Below are 21,618 nucleotides of genomic sequence, written 5' to 3'. Positions count from 1 at the left end.
AAGCTCCTTTAACAGGGGCTTCTTTTGCTTCTATTCTTAAATGTTTTTATTCTATAATCATGTTATAATTATTTAAATTATCAAACTATTATACATAAGGAGATGAAACGATGCAGGATCAGCTTTTTAGAAAACTAGATAACCTTTACCCCGAAATGGTGGATATCCGCCGCTTTTTGCATCAACATCCAGAGTTGTCTTTCCAGGAGGAGAATACAGCAAGGTATATCGCCGCCTTTTACGAAAAATTGGGAGTTGAGGTGCGAACCAATGTTGGCGGTAATGGGGTCGTCGCAAAAATCTATGGAGCCAAGCCAGGGAAAACCGTCGCGCTTAGAGCGGATTTCGATGCCCTTCCGATTCAGGATGAGAAGGACGTCCCATACAAATCACTGATTCCGGGCGTGATGCACGCATGCGGCCATGATGGCCATACAGCCACATTGCTCGTCCTCGCCAAGGTATTACATGAAGCCAAGGAGAATCTTCAGGGCACATATGTAATGATCCACCAGCACGCTGAGGAATACGCACCAGGCGGAGCAATTTCAATGATAAAAGACGGATGCCTTGAGGACGTGGATGTCATTTTCGGCACCCATCTGTGGGCTTCTGAACCTACAGGAACAATTCAATATCGGATCGGTCCAATCATGGCTGCAGCCGACCGCTTTGAAATCGCAATCCAGGGTAAAGGCGGACACGGTGCCCAGCCGCATAAAACAAAGGACGCCATCGTGGCTGGCGCACAGCTTGTATCAAACTTACAGCAAATCGTCAGCAGACGTGTAGATCCTGTCGATTCTGCAGTTGTAACCGTTGGCTCTTTTGTGGCGGACAATGCTTTCAACGTGATCGCCGATAAAGCTAAGCTGATTGGCACAGTAAGGACCTTCAACGAAAACACCCGCGATTTTATCGCATCAGAAATTGAGAAAGTTGTTCATGGAACCTGCCTGGCAACAGACTGCACCTACGACTACCTATATGATAAGGGTTATCCAGCCGTCGTAAACCATGCGGCAGAAACCGAATTCCTGATCGATTGCGCCTCAAAAGTGCCAGAGGTAACAAAAATTGAAGAAAGTGCTCTGCAGATGGGCGGCGAGGACTTTGCTTACTACCTGCAGCATGTGAAAGGAACTTTCTTTTTCACCGGAGCAAAACCAGAAACTTCGGAAACATATCCACACCATCACCCTAAATTCGATATTGACGAAAAAGCGATGGTCATCGCCGCAAAGACTCTGTGCGCAGCAGCATTGAACTATCAAACAAAAGAGCAGCCCAACCATCAAGAAACATTAGCGTAAAGAGTGAAGTTTTTATACCATTACGAATCCAGACTGAAGGTAAATTCACTGAGAATTTATCTTCAGTCTTTTTTGAGGAAAAAAGGGAGAGACAATTTTCAAGTACAATAGGGTTGTTGATGACGACGAGGAAAGGTACCCTTATCCGAGGCCGAACTCCTGTATAAGGGTGCCGTTCACAGCGATAAGCGCCCTTATGTGTCAGCATCCCACTGCATAAGAGGGCCGTTCTCCTCGATAAGCACCCTTATGCGACAACATCCGACTTCATAAGGGTGCCGTTCTCCTCGATAGGCGCCCTTATGCGACAACATCCGACCCCATAAGGGTGCCGTTCTCCTCGATAAAGGCCCTTATGCTTCAACATCCGACCCCATAAGGGTGCCGTTCTCCTCGATAAAGGACCTTATGCTTCAACATCCGACTCCATAAGGGTGCCGTTCTCCTCGATAGGCGCCCTTATGCGACAACATCCGACTTCATAAGGGTGCCGTTCTCCTCAATAAGCGCCCTTATGCTTCAACATCCGACTCCATAAGGGGGCCGTTCTCCTCGATAAGCGCCCTTATGCTACAACATCCGACTTCATAAGGGTGCCGTTCTCCTCGATAAGCGCCCTTATGCTACAACATCCAACTCCATAAGGGTGCCGTTCTCCTCAATAAGCGCCCTTATGCGACAACATCCGACTTCATAAGGGTGCCGTTCATCACGATAAGCGCCTTTGCGAGAAAAATCTTTAGGCGGCCTGAATTATTAACAGTCACGACTGCGGGGATGACAGCAAAATCCTCATCCGGTAGGCATTCATAGCTGTTTCTCCAAGCTGGTCAAGCAAGTTGTAATTAGCATAAGCACCAACTACTGCTCCAATTACCGGCATTAGCTGAAGCATTTTGGCAAAATCAATATAATCCCTGTATTCCTGTTGAAACTGCTGCCAATCCATTTCTGCCAGCTCTGTTTTTTTGTCTTCCCAATTTTCAATTACCTCCAGGGTCTGCTTCCGATGTGCATCGCTTGAATACGCCAGCTGAAACACATAGAGGATAAATAATCTTTCTTCATATTTTGATGGGTCAAATCCATATATTGAGGCAGCATCGAACAGAAATTTCATTTTAATGGATAATAATAGCGGGAAGTCCGCCATGCCCAGCATTATTCCTCCAGCCCCGGTGCCTGCTCCTTCCAAAGCTGCAGTCCGTTTAAAACCAGCAAGTTTCCTGTTCAAAAGTTCATCTTTACCGGCGAGAGTCAATCCGGCTCCCTGCTGCTTTTTCGTCGTAAAATTGGATCCAGCTAGTGTCGCCTTGACCATATTTTTAATGGTGTCCGTCATGATTTGATGGACCTTTTCCGGTATCAGCTGGTTCACTTTCGTCTGCGCTTTTTTTGAGGCACGCGCCAATATTCCTGAACGCTTATTCAGCTTTCTTTTCCAGGCGATGATCTCTTCATATACCTTCTGCTCATACTCATTCAAAGCTTTCACCCCTTTTCGTTACTTTTACGCATGGTAACCATATTCGATGCAAAAAAAATCCTTTTCATAAAAGCCATAAGCGATTATGAAAAGGATTTACAATCATGATTTTAGCCTCTTCTGGCTGTAAAAATAAACAAAGAAAATCGCAAATGCCACTCCTGACGCTAAAACGATGGCCCCCATTACCAGATCTCCTTTAAAAAGAACAATCCCAGCAAACACTGCTGCCTGAAAAATCAATATGCCCAGCAGAAGACTTGTAAAGGACCTATTCCTTGACGGTTCTGCTACTGGGTAAAGGTTAACCCATAGTTTATTTTGATGATGATTCCATAACGGGAGAAGCTGGAACCCTGTCAAATACATGAAAAGCAAGGCGAGTAAAATTTGTCCTGGTCCGTATGTAAGGAAATAAAGCGCAGCGCCTCCAATGACAGTGAGACGGAGAAGCAAGCCGTAATAATCTCCAGCCCTTGCAAAGGTCCTTATATAAAGATGGCTGAACGCAAGATCCTGCCGGTAAGGGATTATATTGACCAGCCAGTCTAGCCATTTGCGTCTCTTCGTCCGGTCACGCAATTTGGGAACATCAGTGAACAAGTTGGCTACACGGTAAAACGCGTTCATTCTCCGTTCTTCATCCTCAATCAATTGCTCCCACTTTAATCCCTTATCCTTCGTCTGTTTTTTATAGTACACATACAGAAGGATTAATATCAAAGCAGGAATTGCTGCAAAAATCAGCTGTGCCCCAGAAAAGATGAAATAAATCAGGACCGCGTTGATACTGTAACGTATGATGTTATCAGTCAATTTCACGCTTGATTCAATATGATGCTGGACATGCCAGCGTATCAGTAGATTGACCAGTTTTATCAGGATTACTGCACTCAGCAGGATAAAAAACGACTTGAAGTCTGCACCGTGAACTTTTACATGAAGAGGCATTAAAACGGCCAGCATAATCAGCAAAAGATAGGACTGCAGGCCGAGACTGAAAATAATCGATTTCCTGAAATAATCAGCTAATCTTGTTTCGAGCGGCAGAAGAAAGATTTTATCCGCTTCTGTCAGGAAAGTCTGGACAGGACTATATGTAAGTAGAGCAGCAAGAATAAAGGCAATGATCCAAGCCGCCGGAAAATCCGGCTGCAGAGTTTGAATCCATTCCTGATAGTAAAAGGCGGCTGTGCCCAATAAAAACAGGACGACAATCACTAAATGGCCATTTAAAATATAGCGGAGGTAACTTCCTGTCTCTTTGGCAAAAGTGCCAAACCGCTCTTTCCATAATTCCTGCGGATTAAACATAGTCTTCTTCCTTTGTCAGCTGGATATAGAGATCGTCCAGGGTTGCGCCTGCCATATTGAACTGTTCCCTTAACTCCTCCAGTGTCCCATGTGCCCTGACCTCTCCATTATGGAGAATGACAAAGCGGTCACAATAACGCTCAGCTGTTGCCAGGATATGTGTCGACATCAAAATGCCTGCTCCATTTTGCTTCATCTTGTCCATTAAATCCAGCAAAGATTGAATTCCAAGCGGATCCAGACCAACAAATGGCTCATCTACAATATAAAGGGATGGCTGGACAAGGAATGCGCACATAATCATCACCTTTTGCTTCATTCCTTTTGAAAAATGGGCAGGGAACCATTTCAGCCTCTTGCTCATCCTGAATTCTTTTAACAATGAAACAATACGCTGTTCATACTCTTTTTCTTCGAGGCCATAGGCCATCGCTGTCAGGCGAAGATGCTCTTCAAGCGTCAATTCATCATAAAGAATAGGCGTTTCCGGTACAAAGGTGAATTGCTTTCGATATTCTTCCTTTCCCTCGATGAACGTCTTTCCATTGATTTTAATGTTCCCCTGTTGTGGTTCCATCAGACCAATCACATGCTTGATTGTTGTACTTTTCCCAGCACCGTTGAGTCCAATCAACCCGACAATTTCATTTTCGTTTACAGTAAAGCTCACATTTTTCAGTACCGGATTCCTCGTATAACCACCGGTCACCTGGTTAATTTCCAATAAAGACATAGGCAACGCCCTTCCAGTTCTTATTCGTGTACCGTTATTTTAACAAATCCATCTCATTTAGGAAAAGCTTCAGCTGACTTCTAAATTTTTTTCACATATAATCCGCCAATGCGGGCATCATAATTTTTGAAGGGGAACAAGCAATAATTCGAAATGAGGTGTCTGTAAAAGACATATTATTCGATTTATAAGCAGACTGATTTAAACGTTCAAACAAGGGGATGGTTGCATTGCGCTACGTAAATGTTAACCCAGCCGTTCATTAACATCACTCCACATTTTGAAATGAGGTGTGTGTCGCAGATCACTTCCCGCTTTATAAGTTGTGAAACCGACTAAAGCAGACAGGGGATGGTCCGATTGAACCAGGTACTGAATAACCCATCATTCTTTTAATTCAAATGAATTGAAAATGAGGTGTTTATCAAAGGTATACCTGCTGAGAACGTAAATAAACAGTAGTTAGTTCCCCCTTCAGGGACAGGATTCCATGCGGATCCTGTCCTTTCTTTCTTTATGTTTATTGGCAGAATATGATAAAATACCAGAAACATGATTAATGGAAAGGGTGGAAGATATGAGTGATTGTATTTTTTGCAAAATCATTAACGGCGACATTCCCTCTGCTAAGGTATATGAGGATGAAAATGTTTTGGCATTCCTGGATATCAGCCAGGTAACAAAAGGACATACACTTGTCATCCCTAAAGTACATAAAGAAAACGTGTATGAACTAACAGATGAGATTTCAGCCAACGTCTTCAAGGCAGTGCCAAAAGTGGCGAATGCGATTAAAGCGGCCTATGATCCAATTGGACTGAATGTAGTTCAGAACAATGGCGAAGCAGCAGGACAGTCTGTATTCCACTTCCATATGCATATTATCCCTCGTTATGGCGATGGGGATGGTTTCGGTGCAGTTTGGAAAACACATCAGGACAAGTATACATCAGAGGATTATCAAAAAATTGCCGCTGAGATCAACAGCAAAATTTAAACTTCCGCATTGCGGGAGTTTTTTTGTGTTTTCCTGCAGCTGTGACCTTTGGGCTTATAGAATTTTTCTATGTGACCTTTTTGCTGGTTCCACTCACTTATTGGGCTTATAGAATTTTTCTATGTGACCTTTTCGCCGGTTCCACTCATTTTTGGGCTTATAGAATTTTTCTATGTGACCTTTTGGCGGTTTCACTCACTTTTGGGCTTATAGAATTTTTCTATGTGACCTTTTTGCTGGTTCCACTCACTTTTGGGCTTATAGAATTTTTCTATGTGACCTTTTTGGCGGTTTCACTCACTTTTGGGCTTATAGAATTTTTCTATGTGACCTTTTTGCCGGTTCCACTGCATTTTTGGGCTTATAGAATTTTTCTATGTGACCTTTTTGCTGGTTCCACTCACTTATTGGGCTTATAGAATTTTTCTATGTGACCTTTTCGCCGGTTCCACTCTAGAATTTTTCTATGTGACCTTTTTGGCGGTTTCACTCACTTTTGGGCTTATAGAATTTTTCTATGTGACCTTTTCGCCGGCTCCACTCACTTTTGGGCTTATAGAATTTTTCTATGTGACCTTTTTAGCGGCTTCACTCACTTTTGGGCTTATAGAATTTTTCTATGTGACCTTTTTGGCGGTTTCACTCACTTTTGGGCTTATAGAATTTTTCTATGTGACCTTTTCGCCGGCTCCACTCACTTTTGGGCTTATAGAATTTTTCTATGTGACCTTTTTGGCGGTTTCACTCACTTTGGGCTTATAGAATTTTTCTATGTGACCTTTTCGCCGGCTCCACTCACTTTTGGGCTTATAGAATTTTTCTATGTGACCTTTTTGGCGGTTTCACTCACTTTTGGCTTATAGAATTTTTCTATGTGACCTTTTTGGCGGCTTCACTCACTTTTGGGCTTATAGAATTTTTCTATGTGACCTTTTTACAGCTCCTAACCAAATTTGGGCATATAGAATCTTTATGAATGAACGAGACAGCAGGGGGTTATTGGGAGGACTTTATCGAAGTTCCTTAATTTATAAAACTTTTCTGAAAATGTTAGAATTTCACTTCTTTTTCTGGTAGCATGGATATAACTTTAATGCATTAACGAGTGGCCGTATTTTATTTTTATGGAGGGATGATCTTGAAACGTGCACTGAATTTTAATGCTGGTCCTGCTGCGTTACCTGAGGCTGTGCTGGCGAGGGCTCAAAAAGAAATGATGAATTACCAGGATAGCGGGATGGGGATTATGGAACTAAGCCACCGCAGCAAGCAATTTGAAGCAATCAACGAAAGGGCAAAAAAACTGCTGCGCGATCTCCTCCTCATTCCGGATGACTATGAGGTACTCTTCCTGCAGGGAGGTGCCAGCCTTCAATTTACAATGGTTCCGTTGAACCTGCTTGATGAAGGGACGACCGCCGGCTATGTTGTGACGGGCACCTGGGGTGAAAAAGCTCTGAAAGAAGCTAAGAAGATTGGAAATGCGGTGGAAATCGCTTCAACAAAATCTGCTAACTTTAAATCTATCCCCAACCTTTCCGAAATCAAAGTTCCATCTGACTCTTCCTACCTCCACATCACGACGAACAACACTATCTTTGGAACCCAGTGGCATAACCTGCCCGAAGATCTTACAGTACCGCTTGTAGCGGACATGTCGAGCGATATTTTAAGCCGGCCTGTCAATTTATCATCGCATGGGCTCATCTATGCTGGTGCCCAGAAGAATTTGGGCCCGTCCGGTGTCACGGTTGTGATTCTCCATAAGGATCTGCTCAAACGCTCTAAACCAGGTTTGCCTTCAATGCTTAATTATAAGGTGCATGCTGACTCAAAGTCCCTTTATAATACTCCGCCTACTTTATCCGTTTACTTCCTGATGCTTGTCCTCGAATGGGCTGAATCACTTGGAGGAGTAAAACAGCTTGAACTGCAAAACAAGCAGAAGGCTGCATTGCTATATGATGCGATTGACAGCAGTAACGGATTCTATGAAGGCCACGCAGAAAAAGGTAGCCGCTCACTGATGAACATCACTTTCACTTTGAACAATGAAGATTTGACTTCCTCCTTCCTCCATGAGGCGGAGGAATCAGGGTTCATAGGCCTGGCCGGCCACAGATCTGTCGGCGGCTGCAGGGCTTCCATCTACAATGCTGTACCGCTAGAACATGTTGAAAAACTTGCTGATTTCATGAATCATTTCAGGCTGCGAAATTAACAGAATATTAATCCTTTACTCCATTAATTTATGTGTTATAATTATAAAAAGCTTTTCGCTGCAGGCATAGAGAGCACTGCAGGAGGGGCACAGTTAGCTAGAATAGCAGAGGAGAGATGAGAAATGAATACGAAGAATCTTGTAGCCTTGTCACTGTTAGTCGGGATGGGTGCAGTGCTGCACACTGTAGTACCAGGTTTTATCCTTGGAATGAAGCCAGATATGATGCTGACCATGATGTTCCTTGGAATCATTCTTTTTCCTGACAAGAAAAGTGTATTGTTGATTGGAGCTGTAACTGGATTGATCTCTGGATTAACTACAACGTTTCCAGGCGGGCTAATTCCAAATATTATCGATAAGCCTGTAACGGCTTTTGTCTTTTTGGCAGTCCTGCTGGTGTTGAAAAAATTCAAGTCGTCCGTTTATACTGCAGCTGGTTTGACCGCAATCGGAACCATTGTATCCGGGATTGTTTTCCTCGGTTCAGCCTACTTCCTAGTCGGCCTGCCTGGACCATTCATCGCCCTTTTCGGGGGAGTTGTTCTGCCTGCCGCAGCCTTTAACACAGTATTCATGGCCATTCTTTATCCAGTGGCAACAAATATCTTTAAACGAGCAAAACTTGCTGAAGTGAATTAAATCAATAGAGCCCCTGTCCGGTAAAGGACAGGGGCTTTTTAATTTTACTGAAATGAGTAAAAAATGATCCCGAGTACTAGGAAAATTGCTCCTCCACCTGCGAAAGTGCCAGCCCTTTTTCGCAACAGCACCTTCGGAGGATACATACCCGGCTTCTTTAACGCAAGGAGATTATGGACTGCCCCCACAAAGAAAGCAATACTGATGAAAAATACTACACTTGTAAAAATTCCCACTCCCCTCCTCTCTTCCTCTGTACAAGAGCCTATTTTATCTTTATGCCTGTAAATTCGAGCCTATGAAGCATAATACGTTTATTTGCCTGAGAATAGGAAATTAAATATAGAAGGAAAAGAGGAATTCGCATCCTTTTACAGAACATATACAGAAAAAATGATGAGGTGGTCAAATCATGAAAGCAAAATCGGTTTTAATGGGAATGCTTGTTGGGGGAGCTGCAGCGGGGATTGCAACATTACTCGCAGCTCCAAAATCAGGTTATGAGACTAGAAGGACGCTTAAAGCGAATAAGGATGAATACATTGGTTCCATCAAGGATATTAAGGATGCGGTTGTGGAATTAAAGAACACAGTGTCCTCAGCTTCCAAAGAAGGTAAGGCTTCTATGCAAACCTTCATCACTGACGTGAAAACGGTTATTTGGGAGTGGAAGCAAGAAACTGAAGAAAATAAAAAGGCTCTTCAGGAAGATATCAAGGAGCTCGAACATTCAATTTCAGACCTTGAATCAGAACTGGCGGACAATAGCACCTCAAAATAAAAGGTCTCGTCCTTCCCATTAACTAATTTTTTTTGATGGGAAGGATTTTCCTATTTTATCAAGAAAAATATATTATGCAAATGGTGTATTTGTTATGACATCTAAATACTTTACATAATTTAACCCCGTCTTTAGATGATTTTTAACAAATTCAAAAAATTTTGTAAATTTATTTCTTTATTAATTTTTGTTTTATTGGCATAATGAAAATAGAAACAATAAAGTAGGTGAATATGAGAATGGGAGATAAAAATTATACTATGAAAGAAGCCATGATGTTTAGCCAGAGAGTGGCCCAGCTGAGCAAAGCCCTCTGGAAGTCTGTGGAAAAGGACTGGCAGCAATGGATCAAGCCATTCGACCTGAATATCAATGAACACCATATTTTATGGATTGCTTACCATTTGAATGGTGCTTCGATTTCTGATGTGGCCAAATTTGGTGTCATGCATGTTTCCACTGCTTTCAACTTCTCAAAAAAGCTTGAGGAACGAGGCTACTTAAAGTTTTCTAAAAAAGAAAGCGACAAAAGGAATACCTATATCCAGTTAACTGAAGAAGGCGAAGGCATATTGCTCGCATTGATGGAAAGCTACGAACCTGATAAGAATTCCGTTTTTTCAGGTGCTATGCCCTTAAAGGAATTGTATGGCAAGTTCCCTGATATCATTGAAATCATGGCCATTGTCAGAAATATTTATGGTGACGATTTCATGGAAATATTCGAGAAATCCTTCACGAATATCGACAGCAGGTTTACTGACGAAGACGGAACGCTCAAGAAGATCGACCCAGCCGAGAAGGAGTATGCTTAAGGTTTAACCGCCGTTTAACTCCATTAGAGGAAGGAATAACTCCCAGAATTCACAAACTATGTATACTTCCTCTGGCTGCAGTTTGGCTGTACGGCCAGCTGACAGCATCTTATAAAGCGGATGTAAGAATAAATCTTTCCGCTTTTTATTTTTGCGCTTATTTGCTCACCATCTCACATTACTTTTTTAAATTTTTCTCAACTCGACACTTGTTAAGACCCCTCCAATATCTTTAGCCACATGGGCTGTTATTACCTGAATGCCGCTATCCAAACAAGTGCCTTATCTGGATTCTTATATGTATTAGTGCTCATTTAAGCACACAAAATCAATCTAACTAAAGCCCGGGTACATATTTTCAGTTTCGCAGAGAAGCGACAAAGTTTACGGACTGAGCCTTTATAAAAAACTATCTTTTTCCTTGAATATTTGTTATTGTATTTAAGATAAAAAGATTGCTAAGGAGGGATTCTTCGATGATCTCCATTTTATTCGTGTTTGTCCTTTTTGCAGCCTTCATTCTTTTCTATATAAATAAGCTAACAGACTCCCTCTGCATACAGAAGGAAATCCCGGAAGACAAACATGTTAAAATTTTCAGGACGATCAATATCCTAGTTACAATTTTGCTGATTTCATCTTTCGTTGAAATCTTGTATACGTGACTACATAAATTAAGCGGTGAGGGACTCCTCACCGCTTTTTATTTTAAGTCTTCATACAGAGCTATTTAAATAATTAAGGCATGCAGAAAGCATTGCCCCATCGGCTGCTTACAGCCAAGCTGCACCGATGATGATTAACAGAATGAACAAGACAACGAGCAATGCAAAGCCGCCGCCGTATCCACAGCCTCCTCCAGACATTGAGGTTCCTCCTTTCTGCTTTAAGAACTTGCCCTAACATCTTTAGGCAGCAGTATGGGGGCTGATGTCCCCCCATACTCTACTTAGAAATTAAAGCCAAGCTGCACCCACGATGATTAACAGAATGAATAACACGACAATTAACGCAAAGCCGCCGCCGTATCCTGCACCCATATTAACACCTCCTTCCAAAAGTGGTTATGATATCTTATTCAAGCAAGGTCATTTCCGCATAGGCAGTTATCCTGCTTTCCATGCATTTTGTTGGTTACAGGTATGCTGCCCCTACAACAATCAGCAAAATGAACAAGACAACTATCAAAGCAAATCCCGAATTATAGTGGCCCATAACAAAATACCTCCTTTATTTCTCTTCCTTACATCCTATGCATCTGTGAAAAAACGGTATAGATATCCGCCCAACAGCTCAATTAGTAAAAATTATCCATTATTTATTTTTTGTAGAAAATTGAAAATATGTTATAGTAGATTTTGTGGATAAAAATGGCCACTAGAATTTTCTGTTTAGGAGATGTTCACCATGAAAAAAATGATAATTTCCCTCACGGTTGCTGCCGGAGTTATGGGGTTGGGTGCATGCAGTAATGATAATGCAGATTCTTCAGAAGTAATTGTTGAGTCAAAAGCAGGTAACATTACTAAAGAAGAACTTTACGAATCAATGAAGGAAAAGTATGGGGAGCAAGCCCTTCAAGAATTGCTTTACCAGAAAGTACTTTCAAAGAACTATAAAGTTACGGATAAAGAAGTTGAAGAAAAAGTGGCCGAGCTTAAAGCTGAATTAGGAGACAATTTTGAGCTAGTTCTCCAGCAGAACCAGCTTAAAAATGAGGACGAATTAAAAAAGATCCTTAAAGACCAGCTTCTAATGGAAAAAGCTGCCCTCAAAGATGTTAAGGTAAGTGAAGAAGAGGTTAAAAAGCGCTACGAAGAGTACAAGCCTGAAATCAAGGCGAGCCATATCCTTGTAAAAGATGAAAAAACCGCTAACGAAGTGAAGAAAAAATTGGATGAAGGCGCTAAGTTCGAAGACCTCGCGAAGGAATATTCAACAGATCCAGGTTCAGCTGCCAATGGCGGCGACCTCGGTTTCTTTGGGCCAGGCAAAATGGTTCCTGAATTCGAAGAGGCTGCTTACGCGCTTGACGTAAATGAAATCAGCGGACCGGTGAAATCACAGCACGGCTTCCATATCATCAAGGTAACGGAAAAGAAAGAAAAAGAATCATACGATAAAATGAAAGACGAATTAGAGTATGATTTAAGACTTGCCCAGCTGGATTCCAGCAAAATTCAAGATGTCCTGAAAAAGGAGCTTGATAAGGCAAACGTAAAGATTAAGGATAAAGAACTTAAAGGTGCTGCTGAGTTCCCTGAAGCAGCAGAAGCACCGACACAGCCATAATCTCCATCACTTTTGGACAGGCTTATTAATAGGTCTCATAAAAAAACACTGGCTCCGTATTCCGGAGCCAGTGTTTTTTATGCTTCTGCAGAATGTTCACGGCGTTCTTTTTCCCGTTCGAGCCGTTTCATATAAAGCTCGCCTTCGCGTTCAATGCTTTCCATTTCTTGTTCTCTTTCTTCTTTGCCTGTCTTGACTGCCATAAAGGCACTGAATACGATACCTGCTGCGACTGCTATTACCCAGATTGGAATTGACATTTTTTATACCCTCCATTTAAAGGTTGTCCAAATTGAACTCTTACAGTATAGATATGAGGCTACTTTACAAATATGCCTTTATAGCTAAAATTATGTATGAATTTGAGCTCCGTTCCTATCGATATTCTAATTGCTTAGGAGGCCTCCTGGACAATAATTACCATTAAGAATGAAAAGACCCCTGCATTATTTGGCAGGGGTGCTTTGCTGTCTATTTATGAAATACAGGCTTATAGAATGACCTGTTATCAAGTGCGAAAACTCTATCGGAGAACTCCCCTGGTTTAACCCTAGAAAGAGCTCGGTCCAGCATGTTCATTTTTGCATCGAGGTTATCGATGTAGTGCAGGATTTCCGCCTCTTTGATCATTGGCGGTTTTGGACTGCCCCATTCTGCTTTCCCATGATGAGACAGAACCATGTGTTGAAGAATCACTACCTCTTCCCCGGAAATCCCTAATTCATCGGCCGCCTTGCCAATTTCATTTACCATGATCGATATATGCCCGAGCAAATTGCCTTCAACTGTGTAAGTCGTTGAAATAGGGCCGGAAAGCTCGATGACTTTCCCCAGGTCATGCAGAATGACTCCAGCGTACAAAAGATCCTTATCCAGACTTGGATATAGGGTGGCAATTGATTTTGCAAGATCAAGCATCGAGGTGACATGATAGGCAAGACCTGAAACGAATTCATGGTGGTTCTTTGTCGCTGCAGGATATTCCATGAATGCATTCATGTTCTTTTTCAATAGATGTCTGGTGATTCTCTGGATATTGGGATTTTTCATTTCAAAAATATATTGTGTAAGCTTACTGCTCATTTCATCCTGGCTGACAGGAGCTGTCTCAAGAAAATCAGATAGTTTTACAGAGTCCGCTTCTGAAGCTGCGCGAATTTGCCTGATTTTCAGCTGGTTGCGCCCACGGTAGTTCTGTATATCTCCCTGGACTTTTACAATGCTTTCAGCACAATAAGTAGTTTCATCTTCCATGGAGACATCCCATAGCTTCGCTTCGATTTCCCCGCTCTGGTCCTGGAGGATAAGAGTCAAAAATGGCTTCCCATTGCTGGCAATCCCCTTTGTCGAGTGTTTGATCAGCAAAAATAATTCAACCTGTTCCCCTGTTTCATGATTCAAAATTCCTTTATTCATCGTTAACCGACCTCTCCTCTCTGCAACAGTATAACACATTGAGTCTATTGTCTCTGATTCTCAAACCATGCTATTTTCAAACTATATTTGTACTTTTTTCTTGCAGATGCACAATTTCTTTTTCTGAAAAATAGTCCAGCAGATGACGATGGCATGTGAAAATCAGAATCTGGTTTTTGCTGCTCATCTCCCTGAGCAGCTGGACAATGCGTGCAGTCCTGAGATGATCAAAATTGACAAAGCTGTCATCTATGATGATGGGGAATGGATATCGGTCATGATGGACAGCGGCTAGCGCCAGCCTGATTGACACATATACTTGTTCAGCAGTGGCCTGACTTAGCTCATTCGCTTCAAATAGTACATGATCCTTCCTTTCAATCAAAAAACCGCTGCCAGAAGCCTGGGGAATGATTTTTATATAACTTCCATCTGTCAAGATCGAAAGAATGTTTTCCGCCATAGTAAGCATCTTAGGCATCCGTTCATCCTTGTACTGACCGATTGTCTTCGAGAGCATGTCCCTTGCTATCGCATACTTCGCCCACTCTTTTGCATCCTCAGCAAATTCATGTTGCAGCTGTCTATATTTATGGAGCAATTCGCTATAAATTCCTCCCTCTTCGATCATATTCATCTTTTGCTTCACTTCGGCCATTCGATCGAATTGCCTGTTCAAATCCCTCTTGCACGCTTCCAGCTTTGCTCCATTTTCCTCTATTTGTTCCTCGAGAGAAATGCCTGTCAGGATCTTCTGACGATCCTCATCGGTAATGCCAGAAGCATAAAGTTGATGATTAATATCCTGAAGCCTTGCAGACCAGCCTTTCACCTGCTCAGTATTTTTGGCCTTCAGCCTGAATTGATCCTCATTGTCAGCATCAGCCTTGGCCATTAATCCAGCTCTCTCTTCACTAAGGACAAGTTCTTCCTTTTGAAGAGAAGCAAGCTCTTCTCCGAGCTCGTCCAGTTTCGAGATCATATTCCGATGTTTTGCCTGCTGCTCCATCGCTTCACGCAGAGCCCTCTTTAAAGAACCTGCTGCTTCAACAGGAGTAAAATTGCCATTCTGCAGAAACCGGTGTGCAAGCATTTTCAGGCTGTCTTCCATGTCCCTGATTGATGCGGTTACTGTTTTCAAACTATCTTCCGTTCTCTTCTTTTCGCGAAAGTTTTGTTTTTGCTTTTCCAGTAAATGATAGGCATCTAATAATTTGATCGGCTCCTGTTTCTCAGACAGTCCCAATTGACCCAATAATTCTGCCTTTTTCTGCTTCAAATTGCCATATTCTGATTCCCATTCCTCGAATTGCTGAACTACTTTTTCAAACCGATGATGCTGCTGCTCGATTTTGACAATCAGCTCACGATGCTGCTGCCTTGCTTCTTCGTCTTTCGCCAGCAGACTCTTAGTTGAGAATACATTGCCGCCCGAATGAATGCTTAATGATTCTTTTAGTTCTCTTTCCCGCTCCATCAATTTTGTCAGAATCTGGGCCTCTGCAGAAAGTTCAGATTCAGAATGGCCTGCTGACTTGAACAGTCCAACCGCAAGAAAAATTAATCCGGCAATTCCCACAGCTGCCAGCAGCCAGGTACTATTCACGACTCCCCAGAACAAAACAATCAGAAATATACCGCCGAGAAGGAGTGTTTGCTGACGGTCCTTCATTTTTTGCTTCTTGCTTTTTATTTTCTCAGCTGCCTTACTGGATTTAACTGCTTCTATCTGATCTTTTACATAACGCCATTCAGACTGGATTCTTTCTGTATTCTCAAGTTGATCTAGTTCAATCATCAGTTGCTTCCGTTGATCTTCACCAAGCAATCGACTTTTCAGCCTTTCTGCATTTGCTTCAAGTTCAGCGAGTCCCCTTTTTTCCTCTTCAAAGTCAGCTTCAAGCCTATGCTTTTTATCCGTCAACCTTTGCTGCGTCTGCTGGATATCTTCGACCTGTTCCTTGATAAAAATACTTGTATTAATCCCCTGGATATTCTCTTCATTGAAATTTGTATAGAGCTGATCATTAAGCAGACTGATTTCTTCAATTATTTCCTCCAGTTTTGATTCAAGAAGCCTTTTTTCCTGCTTGAGTTGATCATATAATGGCAGATTCTTTGTTCGGGCTTCAAGCTCTGTTTCCGTTTCAAGCAGCTCAAAATCCGGTATCGACTTTTGCAGTTCAGTCTCGTAATAATCCTGTTTCTCTTCAAGCGCCAACTTTCTTGCTTGTGTATTCTTAAGCTGCTCGTCCAACCTTTCAAACCGATTAAGACCGTCCTCTGGAAAAAATGACTTATCTTGCTCATTGATTTTTCGCTCTAATGACGCAGCTTCGAGGACCAGCCTTTCATTCCGCTTGTATTCGCGCAGCTTCACTCCTGATTGCTCTAACCGCTGAATTTCCCTCTCAAACCGGTCAATTGCAGCCTCTATTTCCTCTTTCTCGCTCACCCAATTGGAGTACTGATCATTGTGTTGCTCTGCTTTTTTCAGGGAAGCCTGAACGTCCTTCAGCTCCTTCATTTTCTCGTTTAACAATGGCTTTCGCCCGCTCGGCTTGAAACGCTGCTCCATTTCCTTTAGCAAAAAGCCTTCTGTATGGAAGAGTTTATCTGTGCCGAATGTTCCAGCAGAAAATAAATATCTGCCAAGATCTTCTCCCTTAAGTGCATGAATATTTTGCAATCCATGTACATTAAAAGAAAAGATCGCCTGAAATATGCCTTTATCCATTCTTTTCAACAAATCCTTGAGCAATTCTTCCCCGCCAATTGTCCCATCTTCGAGTGATACAGTCACATCACCAGATGCCTTGCCTTTCACCCTTTCAATGACTGCAACTCCTCTGTCAGGAAAAAAGGCTTTAATTTTCCCGCCATACTTCGGGTTATTTTTAGGTTCATAGCGGACCTCTGCACTCTGCTTCGCGGGGAAGCCAAACAGGATACTATGGATAAATGACATGATCGTGGACTTTCCGGCCTCGTTTTCACCATAGAAAACATCAAATTGATCCAAAGGATTGATTACGTAATCCTCGAGCTTGCCGTATCCGTATACATGCAGTTCAATAAGTTTCATCATGCTTCCTCCTTTCCTTAAGTTTTCGTCAACTGCTGCAGCAGGAGCTGCTCTGCTTCCCTGACCAGCTGTTCTCTTTCGCTTTCTGAAAGCACCTCAAGATATCTTCGAGCCTGACTGTGCAGGAATAATGGCGACAACGGTTCATTCAGATCATCATACTGCTCGATTGTCTTGAATAATTCTTCATAAAAATCACTTTGTTTGATTAAATTCCCACGGTCAATGACAACATCTTCCGAAAAATGAAGCTTGTGGACCCAGACAAACGAATCCTCTCCTTTTTCTGCGTCCTGAAGAAGTTCAAGCAATTCGCCACTGTCTATTTTATCAACGACATCTGACAGCTCAGGATTCAAGCGTTCAATCCGGATGTCCATGAGGACTCCTTTTCCATCCCTTCTGTTACCTTCAATGGCAGCAAGGCATTTCTCATAGATGCCATTAAAACCGGCTGCATCCTTGGCGTCAATAACAGTCTCATCCCAAATCACATCGGCTGTTTCAATGAAAGAAACTTCTGCTCCTGAATCTGTCAAGTTAACGATATAAGCCCCTTTGTCCCCGAGCTCCTTCCTGTTCCGTCCTTGAGGGTTTCCTGGATAGACAATATAAGGCTGTTCAGATAAAAACGACTTTTTATGGATATGCCCAAGCGCCCAGTAATCATAGCCTTTGTCAATAAGATCCGATAACCTGAAGGGCGCATATTTCCCGTGATCGCTTGCCCCCTCAAAGTGGCCATGAAGCAGACCAATGTGAAAATCAGCTCCAACCCCTCTTGGATATTTCTCAATCCATCGCTCCATTACATGCCGTTCAGGGTAACTGAATCCGTATAGATGAACCAGAGTGCCATCATCTTTCTTGTAAACAGCTGTTTCAACCTGGCCGTTGAAAAACCGGACATTATCTGGAAAATCAATTGCAACCGATTGGGCTCCGAGATGGTCGTGATTACCATGAATGGCAAATACCTTGATTCCTTTTTCAGCAAGCCTCGCCATTTCATTGCGGAGAAAAGCCTGGGCCCGAATACTTCTGTCTTCACCATCGTACAGATCCCCAGCTATCACAACAAAATCCACTTTCTGTTTGATTGCCTCGTCCATCATATTGCTCAACGCTTTAAAAGTGCTCTCCTGAAGCCGTTGAAAAATGGCTTTGGGCAGATGCCGCAGTCCCACCATTGGGCTGTCCAGATGGAGATCGGCTGTATGTAAAAACTTCACTTGTTTCATTGGAATATTCCTTTCCCCTCATTCTTTAATTTCATTTTAACACTCAAAAAATACGAATGCACGTTCTTATTAGTTTAAATATAGCCTCTTTCTTACACTTTGATACTTTTTTGACCAAATATCCCCGGAACGAGCACAGCACCACTTTAATCAATCCTCTCATATAAAAAACTGCAGCCCTTTGAGGAACTGCAGTTCAGTTTCAGCCAAGATATGTTGTATTCATCACTTTCTCTGTCACTTTACCATTTTCCAGGGTAATTTCATATGCTTTGGCATGCGGTCTTGAACTCACTGCCCTGACCAGTTCCTCATCAATGAAATGCAAGGCGGCACCATCGTCTGCAGCATATCCGCCAGCAATCTGACCAGATCTGACAAATTGTTCATACGCCGGTCGCCGTTCTGCCTCTCCATCATAATGGGGGCAATTGCTTCCTTTTAAGAATCCGAGGCATTTTAGTGGCTCCATACCGTCACCATAAGAATCCGTTACTCCTTCTTCGAACCAGCAAATCGAACCGGCGCTGACTCCAGCCAAAATGATTCCATTCTGCCAGGCATTCCGCAAGATGCGATCCAATCCCCATTCCTTCCAAAGGACAAGGAGGTTCTTGGTACTGCCGCCTCCCACGTAGATAATGTCCTTATCCATAATATATGCTTCCAGGTCTCTGGTTGGAGGCCTGAATAAGGATAAGTGCGAGGGTGTACATTCATTGGATTGAAAAGCAGAATAGAACCTTTCAACATAATTGTCAGCATCGCCGCTTGCTGTAGGCAAAAAGCAAACCTTGGGCTTCCGTTTTTCCGACTGTCCGAGAATATACAAATCCAAAAGCGGGTTTTCCGGCTCCATCGAGAACCCCCCGCCTCCCATCGCAATAATCTGTCTCAACTTGAACACTCTCCTTTTGTAAGCTTATTTGCTGTCAACAGAATCTGTATAAAACACAATCCATTCTTATATAAAATACCACTCCACATACGAAATTCCTGTATTAAAAAGCCGCAATCCAAATGTTTGCGGCTTTTTACTGCTATCCGTTTTTCGTTAACTGCAATGCTTTCTTTATATCTTTAAAAGAATTGGATTTTCCGTACATAAGGACTCCGCCCCGGTACACCCTCGCACCGAAAATGGCAAGAAAGGCTATTGTCGCAACCAGAATCCCGATTGAAAGGGCTATTTCCCAGAAAGGAATATTGAGCATGCCTACCCGCAGGAACATCAGCATCGGCGAGAAAAATGGAATGAACGATGTATATTTTACAAAAGGTGCTTCAGGCTGATTCAAACCAAACATCGCCATCATGAATCCGGCAACAACAAGCAGTGTCATCGGTGTGATCATCTGCTGTACATCTTCAATTCGGCTGACCAGGGATCCAAGGAACGCAGCCATTGTCGCATAAAGAAAATATCCTAAAATAAAGAATATCACTGCATACGAGATGGTGCTGCCGGATACATTGCCAAAACCGAAGAATTCGAAGAATCCGCCTTCCATGTTTTCAAGGTTCTGTGTGACTGACAAATATCCTGCTAACAAAATAACAGCAAGCTGCGTCAAGCTTAACAGGCCGATTCCCAGAATCTTTGCGAACATTTGCTTGATAGGCGAAACACTGGATATCATGATTTCCATGACTCGTGAAGATTTTTCCGTGGCGACTTCCATCGCAATCATGTTCGCGTACATTATGACCGCGAAATAAATGATGAAGAGAAGAACATATACAAGCCCTCTTGCCTGATTCAATTCTTCTTCTGTCTTGGCGTCTTTCTCAAGTGCTGCTTTTTTAAATTCAACCGGCGCATATAATTTCTCCAATTCTTCCGGTGCGATATTGATCTGTGTGGATGCTATTGCCGTTTTCATCTGCTGTAGGGCTGCCTGGAGATCCGCAGGCACGGCAGAATCAGCAATGCTCATTGCTTTGTAAGAGGCGGCTGGCAGTTTATCGCCATTCAATCTTAGTTCAAGGAGCCCTTTATATTTTCCATCCTCGACTTCTTTTCTCGCTTCGTCTACATTCCCTTCATACTTTTCAAGGCGAAGTTCTTCATTAATTACCCTCATTTGCTCAGTCAAGGGTGCGAAAAGCTGTCCGGTTTCATCAATCACAGCAATTTTATCTGCCTCTTCGCCCTTATTGAAAAAGTCGATTATATTGGTCATATTAGTCAGGGCAAGCATGATAGCTACCGTCAGGATAGTTGTCACTAAAAAGGATTTTGTTTTCAGCTTGGTCACATATGTATGCATCAGAATGATGAAAAAGTTATTCATATGAAGCACCTACCTTTTCTATGAAAATATCATTAAGGCTTGGCTCTTCAAGTACAAACTTGCGGATAAACCCTTTACCTACAATTTCTTTTAGAATGTCCTGGGCCACTTGCTCGCCTGTGATTTGCAGATGGATTCCCTCAGCTGTCAATTTCGTCTTAGACACACCAGGAAATTCCCTTAGGAAAGCTGTATCGAAATCCGCATGGATGACCAGGTTCTTTTTCCCGAATGACCTTTTGATTGCCTTAAGGGAACCATGAACAACAGGGCTGCCTTTATGCATGATACAAATATACTCACACATTTCTTCTACATGCTCCATTCGGTGACTGGCGAACACAATCGTTGTCCCACTATCCTTAAGTTCAAGTACTGCTTCCTTCAACTGCTCAACATTCACTGGGTCCAGCCCGCTGAAAGGCTCGTCGAGGATCAGCAGCCGCGGCTTATGGATGACAGCTGCAATGAACTGAATTTTTTGCTGGTTCCCCTTCGATAACTCCTCCACCTTTTTGTCACCATACTCAGGAACCTTAAAACGATTAAGCCAGTAACCTAGTTCCTTAAGGGCAGCCTGCTTTTGCATGCCTCTTAATCTCGCAAGATAGACAATCTGGTCACGTACCTTGAGCTTCGGATAAAGCCCCCTTTCCTCTGGGAGATATCCAATTATGCTGCTGGTTTCATAATTGATCGGCTTTCCATCCCAAGATATCCTTCCTTCCGAGGCATCCATCAGGCCGAGGATCATCCGGAAAGTCGTTGTTTTTCCGGCACCATTCGCACCCAGGAAGCCGAACATTTCTTTTTCAGGAATAGTAAGTGAAAGCTGGTTCACTGCTGTAAAACTTCCGAATCGCTTTGTGACTTGATTTAGTTCTAACACCATCACGTTCTCCTCCTTCTCCATTAAAATACTACGATTAGGGATTGGAAAAAGTTTCATATTCTAATATCTTTTTGTTTTGCATATTTAAAAAAATTA

22 protein-coding genes are annotated in these 21,618 nt (G+C 42.5%); 8 read left to right on the top strand and 14 right to left on the bottom strand.

The window, feature by feature from the left end; genetic code table 11:
- Positions 1 to 110 precede the first annotated feature (110 nt).
- A complete protein-coding gene (locus tag B5X77_RS10700) occupies positions 111 to 1,313 on the top strand; it encodes a M20 family metallopeptidase (protein WP_079507940.1) in 1,203 nt (400 codons plus the stop codon).
- Between the two features lie 763 nt (positions 1,314 to 2,076).
- Here the strand turns inward: B5X77_RS10700 and B5X77_RS10695 are convergent.
- The 3 genes from B5X77_RS10695 to B5X77_RS10685 all read right to left on the bottom strand — a co-directional run bounded on the left by B5X77_RS10695 (position 2,077) and on the right by B5X77_RS10685 (position 4,846).
- Positions 2,077 to 2,799 carry an EcsC family protein gene (locus B5X77_RS10695; RefSeq protein ID WP_079507938.1) on the bottom strand — a complete coding sequence of 241 codons (723 nt, stop codon included), beginning with the start codon at positions 2,797 to 2,799 and terminating at the stop codon, positions 2,077 to 2,079.
- 102 nt (positions 2,800 to 2,901) lie between these two features.
- A complete protein-coding gene (locus tag B5X77_RS10690; protein WP_079507936.1) occupies positions 2,902 to 4,113 on the bottom strand; it encodes an ABC transporter permease in 1,212 nt (403 codons plus the stop codon).
- A complete protein-coding gene (locus tag B5X77_RS10685) occupies positions 4,106 to 4,846 on the bottom strand; it encodes an ABC transporter ATP-binding protein (protein ID WP_079507934.1) in 741 nt (246 codons plus the stop codon). The genes B5X77_RS10690 and B5X77_RS10685 overlap by 8 nt, the downstream gene beginning before the upstream one ends.
- A 577-nt stretch (positions 4,847 to 5,423) precedes the next feature.
- Here B5X77_RS10685 and B5X77_RS10680 point away from each other — a divergent pair.
- From B5X77_RS10680 to B5X77_RS10665, 3 genes are all read left to right on the top strand, one after another.
- Positions 5,424 to 5,843, top strand: a complete 420-nt coding sequence (locus B5X77_RS10680) for an HIT family protein (protein ID WP_079507932.1) — start codon at positions 5,424 to 5,426, stop codon at positions 5,841 to 5,843.
- Positions 5,844 to 6,981: 1,138 nt separating this feature from the next.
- Positions 6,982 to 8,064: a 3-phosphoserine/phosphohydroxythreonine transaminase gene (gene serC / locus B5X77_RS10670; RefSeq protein WP_079507928.1), complete on the top strand. Its 1,083-nt coding sequence runs from the start codon at positions 6,982 to 6,984 to the stop codon at positions 8,062 to 8,064.
- 123 nt (positions 8,065 to 8,187) lie between these two features.
- A complete protein-coding gene (locus B5X77_RS10665) occupies positions 8,188 to 8,706 on the top strand; it encodes a tryptophan transporter (RefSeq protein WP_079507926.1) in 519 nt (172 codons plus the stop codon).
- A 44-nt stretch (positions 8,707 to 8,750) separates the two neighbouring features.
- On the opposite strand, the gene B5X77_RS10660 is transcribed toward B5X77_RS10665, so the two are convergent.
- Entirely contained in the window at positions 8,751 to 8,942 is a 192-nt protein-coding gene (locus B5X77_RS10660; protein ID WP_079507924.1) for a hypothetical protein, read from the bottom strand.
- A gap of 176 nt (positions 8,943 to 9,118) precedes the next feature.
- Between B5X77_RS10660 and B5X77_RS10655 the strand changes: the two genes are divergently transcribed.
- From B5X77_RS10655 to B5X77_RS10645, 3 genes are all read left to right on the top strand, one after another.
- A complete protein-coding gene (locus tag B5X77_RS10655) occupies positions 9,119 to 9,487 on the top strand; it encodes a YtxH domain-containing protein (protein WP_079507922.1) in 369 nt (122 codons plus the stop codon).
- Between the two features lie 239 nt (positions 9,488 to 9,726).
- Positions 9,727 to 10,302, top strand: a complete 576-nt coding sequence (locus B5X77_RS10650) for an HTH-type transcriptional regulator Hpr (RefSeq protein WP_079507920.1) — start codon at positions 9,727 to 9,729, stop codon at positions 10,300 to 10,302.
- A 476-nt stretch (positions 10,303 to 10,778) separates the two neighbouring features.
- Positions 10,779 to 10,967, top strand: a complete 189-nt coding sequence (locus B5X77_RS10645) for a hypothetical protein (RefSeq protein WP_373887809.1) — start codon at positions 10,779 to 10,781, stop codon at positions 10,965 to 10,967.
- A 108-nt stretch (positions 10,968 to 11,075) separates the two neighbouring features.
- On the opposite strand, the gene B5X77_RS10640 is transcribed toward B5X77_RS10645, so the two are convergent.
- The 3 genes from B5X77_RS10640 to B5X77_RS10630 all read right to left on the bottom strand — a co-directional run bounded on the left by B5X77_RS10640 (position 11,076) and on the right by B5X77_RS10630 (position 11,517).
- Positions 11,076 to 11,168 carry a YjcZ family sporulation protein gene (locus B5X77_RS10640; protein WP_079507918.1) on the bottom strand — a complete coding sequence of 31 codons (93 nt, stop codon included), beginning with the start codon at positions 11,166 to 11,168 and terminating at the stop codon, positions 11,076 to 11,078.
- A gap of 90 nt (positions 11,169 to 11,258) precedes the next feature.
- Positions 11,259 to 11,342: a YjcZ family sporulation protein gene (locus tag B5X77_RS10635; protein WP_064503397.1), complete on the bottom strand. Its 84-nt coding sequence runs from the start codon at positions 11,340 to 11,342 to the stop codon at positions 11,259 to 11,261.
- A gap of 94 nt (positions 11,343 to 11,436) precedes the next feature.
- Positions 11,437 to 11,517, bottom strand: coding sequence for a YjcZ family sporulation protein (locus B5X77_RS10630; protein ID WP_023615406.1), 81 nt, complete (start codon positions 11,515 to 11,517; stop codon positions 11,437 to 11,439).
- Between the two features lie 192 nt (positions 11,518 to 11,709).
- Here B5X77_RS10630 and B5X77_RS10625 point away from each other — a divergent pair, with 192 nt between their 5' ends.
- On the top strand, positions 11,710 to 12,594 hold the full coding sequence (locus tag B5X77_RS10625) for a peptidylprolyl isomerase (protein ID WP_079507916.1): 885 nt from the start codon (positions 11,710 to 11,712) through the stop codon (positions 12,592 to 12,594).
- A gap of 77 nt (positions 12,595 to 12,671) precedes the next feature.
- Here B5X77_RS10625 and B5X77_RS10620 read toward each other — a convergent pair whose 3' ends face one another.
- The 7 genes from B5X77_RS10620 to B5X77_RS10590 all read right to left on the bottom strand — a co-directional run bounded on the left by B5X77_RS10620 (position 12,672) and on the right by B5X77_RS10590 (position 21,522).
- Positions 12,672 to 12,854: a sporulation YhaL family protein gene (locus B5X77_RS10620; RefSeq protein ID WP_079507914.1), complete on the bottom strand. Its 183-nt coding sequence runs from the start codon at positions 12,852 to 12,854 to the stop codon at positions 12,672 to 12,674.
- 211 nt (positions 12,855 to 13,065) lie between these two features.
- The gene (gene yhaM / locus B5X77_RS10615; RefSeq protein ID WP_079507912.1) at positions 13,066 to 14,010 is read right to left on the bottom strand and encodes a 3'-5' exoribonuclease YhaM; all 945 of its coding nucleotides are present in this window, start codon (positions 14,008 to 14,010) and stop codon (positions 13,066 to 13,068) included.
- A gap of 76 nt (positions 14,011 to 14,086) precedes the next feature.
- Positions 14,087 to 17,098, bottom strand: a complete 3,012-nt coding sequence (locus tag B5X77_RS10610; RefSeq protein ID WP_079507910.1) for an ATP-binding protein — start codon at positions 17,096 to 17,098, stop codon at positions 14,087 to 14,089.
- 14 nt (positions 17,099 to 17,112) lie between these two features.
- On the bottom strand, positions 17,113 to 18,336 hold the full coding sequence (locus B5X77_RS10605; RefSeq protein WP_079507908.1) for a DNA repair exonuclease: 1,224 nt from the start codon (positions 18,334 to 18,336) through the stop codon (positions 17,113 to 17,115).
- Positions 18,337 to 18,538: 202 nt separating this feature from the next.
- The gene (locus tag B5X77_RS10600; RefSeq protein WP_079507906.1) at positions 18,539 to 19,234 is read right to left on the bottom strand and encodes a Type 1 glutamine amidotransferase-like domain-containing protein; all 696 of its coding nucleotides are present in this window, start codon (positions 19,232 to 19,234) and stop codon (positions 18,539 to 18,541) included.
- Positions 19,235 to 19,376: 142 nt separating this feature from the next.
- Positions 19,377 to 20,630 (bottom strand): ABC transporter permease, encoded by a 1,254-nt coding sequence (locus B5X77_RS10595; protein WP_079507904.1) that lies wholly within the window; start codon positions 20,628 to 20,630, stop codon positions 19,377 to 19,379.
- Complete coding sequence (locus B5X77_RS10590; protein ID WP_079507902.1) at positions 20,623 to 21,522, bottom strand: ABC transporter ATP-binding protein; 900 nt, start codon at positions 21,520 to 21,522, stop codon at positions 20,623 to 20,625. The genes B5X77_RS10595 and B5X77_RS10590 overlap by 8 nt, the downstream gene beginning before the upstream one ends.
- Positions 21,523 to 21,618: the final 96 nt, after the last annotated feature.

It is taken from the genome of Mesobacillus jeotgali (genome assembly GCF_900166585.1).
GTDB classification, from domain to species: domain Bacteria; phylum Bacillota; class Bacilli; order Bacillales; family Cytobacillaceae; genus Mesobacillus; species Mesobacillus jeotgali_A.
The sequence above is the reverse complement of the archived record's forward strand: the minus strand, read 5'-3'. Positions and strand labels throughout refer to the sequence as shown.

Bases quoted from the DNA above. Each gene is read 5' to 3' on its own strand.
- B5X77_RS10700 (WP_079507940.1), top strand. From the start codon at position 111: ATGCAGGATCAGCTTTTTAGAAAACTAGATAACCTTTACCCCGAAATG.
- B5X77_RS10690 (WP_079507936.1), bottom strand. From the start codon at position 4,113: ATGTTTAATCCGCAGGAATTATGGAAAGAGCGGTTTGGCACTTTTGCC.
- B5X77_RS10685 (WP_079507934.1), bottom strand. From the start codon at position 4,846: ATGTCTTTATTGGAAATTAACCAGGTGACCGGTGGTTATACGAGGAAT.
- B5X77_RS10680 (WP_079507932.1), top strand. From the start codon at position 5,424: ATGAGTGATTGTATTTTTTGCAAAATCATTAACGGCGACATTCCCTCT.
- B5X77_RS10665 (WP_079507926.1), top strand. From the start codon at position 8,188: ATGAATACGAAGAATCTTGTAGCCTTGTCACTGTTAGTCGGGATGGGT.
- B5X77_RS10655 (WP_079507922.1), top strand. From the start codon at position 9,119: ATGAAAGCAAAATCGGTTTTAATGGGAATGCTTGTTGGGGGAGCTGCA.
- B5X77_RS10650 (WP_079507920.1), top strand. From the start codon at position 9,727: ATGGGAGATAAAAATTATACTATGAAAGAAGCCATGATGTTTAGCCAG.
- B5X77_RS10645 (WP_373887809.1), top strand. From the start codon at position 10,779: ATGATCTCCATTTTATTCGTGTTTGTCCTTTTTGCAGCCTTCATTCTT.
- B5X77_RS10640 (WP_079507918.1), bottom strand. From the start codon at position 11,168: ATGTCTGGAGGAGGCTGTGGATACGGCGGCGGCTTTGCATTGCTCGTT.
- B5X77_RS10635 (WP_064503397.1), bottom strand. From the start codon at position 11,342: ATGGGTGCAGGATACGGCGGCGGCTTTGCGTTAATTGTCGTGTTATTC.
- B5X77_RS10630 (WP_023615406.1), bottom strand. From the start codon at position 11,517: ATGGGCCACTATAATTCGGGATTTGCTTTGATAGTTGTCTTGTTCATT.
- B5X77_RS10625 (WP_079507916.1), top strand. From the start codon at position 11,710: ATGAAAAAAATGATAATTTCCCTCACGGTTGCTGCCGGAGTTATGGGG.
- B5X77_RS10620 (WP_079507914.1), bottom strand. From the start codon at position 12,854: ATGTCAATTCCAATCTGGGTAATAGCAGTCGCAGCAGGTATCGTATTC.
- yhaM (WP_079507912.1), bottom strand. From the start codon at position 14,010: ATGAATAAAGGAATTTTGAATCATGAAACAGGGGAACAGGTTGAATTA.
- B5X77_RS10610 (WP_079507910.1), bottom strand. From the start codon at position 17,098: ATGATGAAACTTATTGAACTGCATGTATACGGATACGGCAAGCTCGAG.
- B5X77_RS10605 (WP_079507908.1), bottom strand. From the start codon at position 18,336: ATGAAACAAGTGAAGTTTTTACATACAGCCGATCTCCATCTGGACAGC.
- B5X77_RS10595 (WP_079507904.1), bottom strand. From the start codon at position 20,630: ATGAATAACTTTTTCATCATTCTGATGCATACATATGTGACCAAGCTG.
- B5X77_RS10590 (WP_079507902.1), bottom strand. From the start codon at position 21,522: ATGGTGTTAGAACTAAATCAAGTCACAAAGCGATTCGGAAGTTTTACA.